The organism is Bacteroides sp. Phil13, assembly GCF_001940965.1.
In the GTDB taxonomy this organism is placed as follows: domain Bacteria; phylum Bacteroidota; class Bacteroidia; order Bacteroidales; family Bacteroidaceae; genus Bacteroides; species Bacteroides intestinalis.
Map to the genome: position 1 here is coordinate 1 of NZ_MSHA01000017.1, position 2,252 is coordinate 2,252.

General features: G+C 41.2%; 3 protein-coding genes. All 3 read right to left on the reverse strand.

What is annotated here, in order from left to right; all coding sequences use genetic code 11:
* Positions 1–59: 59 nt before the first annotated feature.
* Positions 60–923, reverse strand: coding sequence for a DUF6492 family protein (locus BWI44_RS02965; RefSeq protein WP_117749514.1), 864 nt, complete (start codon positions 921–923; stop codon positions 60–62).
* 4 nt (positions 924–927) lie between these two features.
* Positions 928–1,806 (reverse strand): glycosyltransferase family 2 protein, encoded by an 879-nt coding sequence (locus tag BWI44_RS02970; RefSeq protein ID WP_117749515.1) that lies wholly within the window; start codon positions 1,804–1,806, stop codon positions 928–930.
* A gap of 77 nt (positions 1,807–1,883) precedes the next feature.
* The coding region (locus BWI44_RS02975) for an alpha-1,2-fucosyltransferase (RefSeq protein WP_286811291.1) at positions 1,884–2,252 on the reverse strand (369 nt) is incomplete at its 5' end.

Genomic DNA, 2,252 nt, shown 5'->3' on the forward strand with positions numbered 1-2,252 from the left:
GGGTTTCAGGTTATTTCTGCCTAACCTCCCCCAAAGTATTCAGCTTCACACCTTCAGTTTTACCGTAATTTTGAAATCAGTTTCATCAATGGATAGAACACATGTTCCTCCATATCGTTGCAAAATCTTCTAACGAACTTATGGGGAGTGCTCCAGCTCTCCAGCGAAATAGTATCGTATTTCCTGGATAATTTCCGGAGCTTTCTTTTAGAGATGCTACGACTATAAATGCTTCCTGCTTCTCTGAACGTACGGAGTTCCTTCAAGATGAAACAATCCGGATAATTAGCATGGCAATAGGTTCCATAAGTTTCGAATTCAGAAAATCCATTTGGCTCATCCACAGGAGTTGCATTGATAACCTTCTCAAACCATGAACCGCCCGGAATAGCAGAAGATTCTATCTTCCGAATCAGTTCTTTCATAATAGGAACAGAGACAAGCATGTGTTCGGCTATAAATGAATAGTCCGTGCCCTTGCCATAACCGATAAGTGCCTGCATCGTTCTGAAGTAAGGCTCATGGTATTCTGTTTTCGGAGTAAACACCATTTTTTCGGGAGTAAGAAAGGACACCGGGTTAAGAGGTATGGTGTCACTATCCCATATCAGATAATAATCTTTGGCGTATCGGCTACGCGCAAATTCCATCTTGAGGAACTGCTGGTAATACCATCCGAATCTATACTCACATGTGAAGTGCCGCCCGGCTATTGCCTCCAGCTGCCGACGGTCCGCAACAATCTCTTCCTCATCAATCAGGCTGATATTATATCTGCTCCGAAACCTTTTTGAGAAGAAACCGAAACTATGCTTGTCTGTTATAAGATAGATATTATCGCTTTCTATATTCCGATGAATATAAAAAACAGTCTTCTTGACAATCAAGCAGTCTTTGGAAGAAACACATATCACGACATCCATGCCACTACTTCTTTTTTATCTGATTCTTATTCCGCTTTGACGAAGACGAGAAGATGGAATTTATTCTATACAAGAACAGAACGAGTTTCCGGGCACGTTTGGAGAACCTCCTTGTATGGCTCACTATGGGGATTATTTTACCTAACTCGGAATTCTTATATTCATTAAGTTCCATCCGGGTTCTATCGAGTTCCAACAAGCTATCATAAAATGCTGCCGGTATGTTATCCTTTATCCAACGCATCCGCTCGTCTACCCCTAAAGACCCGCTGGACGCACTGATTCCATTTCCGTCGTATTCGGCAATGCATACCGGCACACGTTTATAGCTGCATCCTTTCAGGATAATATTCTCTACAATATGAATCCAATCGGAAGCCAGGATATAGTCCGTTCTGTATCGTTGATTATTGAAAAGGGAGTGATGAATGAAACACACTTGATGACAAATGGTATCTTTCAGTAAAATGAAGACAAGGTCGAGAGGAAAAGGAGATTGTATATCTATCTTCTTATCTGCCGAAACAGCAACCCTTACATCGCCATAAATGTATTTCGTCCCATCAAAATCCACCTGACCTAAAACATCTCCCACCAGAAAATCACCGGAATTAAGGAATTGCAAGTATTCTCCACCAGCATGTTCCATTCCCTTATTCATTCCGTCGTATATCCCTTTGTCCGGTTCTGACACCCAGAATGTCACATGCGGGTTTCCTTCCGCATACTGCTTGATTGTTTCCAGACTACCATCCTTGGAACCGGCATCAATAATGATATGCTCGTAAGAGGAAAAAGACTGGTGTCTGACGCTTTCCAACGTTTTGCTTAGACCACTGTTGTTATTAAAGTTTACAGTTATAATGCTTAGTTTAGGTCTCATATCGATAAATGTAGATTTCTATAATTTGTAAATATACGCCATATTATTCATTCATTGAGAACAATAACGAAGTGGCTCTATAAAAACACCGGATTCAGAAACAGTTCCTTCCACGGATATTCCACTTCATCATCACAAAGGACTACTGTCTTTTCCGGATTATCCTCTAAGAGAGCACCGTATTTGCCCAAAGTCCCTTTACTGGTAATCTGATGCCGACAACAGGCTATCAAAAACAAGTCCATATATCCTTTATCCGAACCGTTTATATCGACAACCTTACAATTACCTTCCGTAAGATAAAGTTGCGGAATAAGTTCATCCCTCACCCAGTCCGGCTCATCCGAAAAGAAATAGAAGAAAGAAGACATATCCCTATCCTGCATATAAGTCACTGCCGACTTGAAATACTCCAATGAAGCAGGTTTGCCGTAAGCCGGAATTTC

Coding starts and splice junctions, on each gene's coding strand:
- BWI44_RS02965 (WP_117749514.1), bottom strand. CDS start 923: ATGGATGTCGTGATATGTGTTTCTTCCAAAGACTGCTTGATTGTCAAG.
- BWI44_RS02970 (WP_117749515.1), bottom strand. CDS start 1,806: ATGAGACCTAAACTAAGCATTATAACTGTAAACTTTAATAACAACAGT.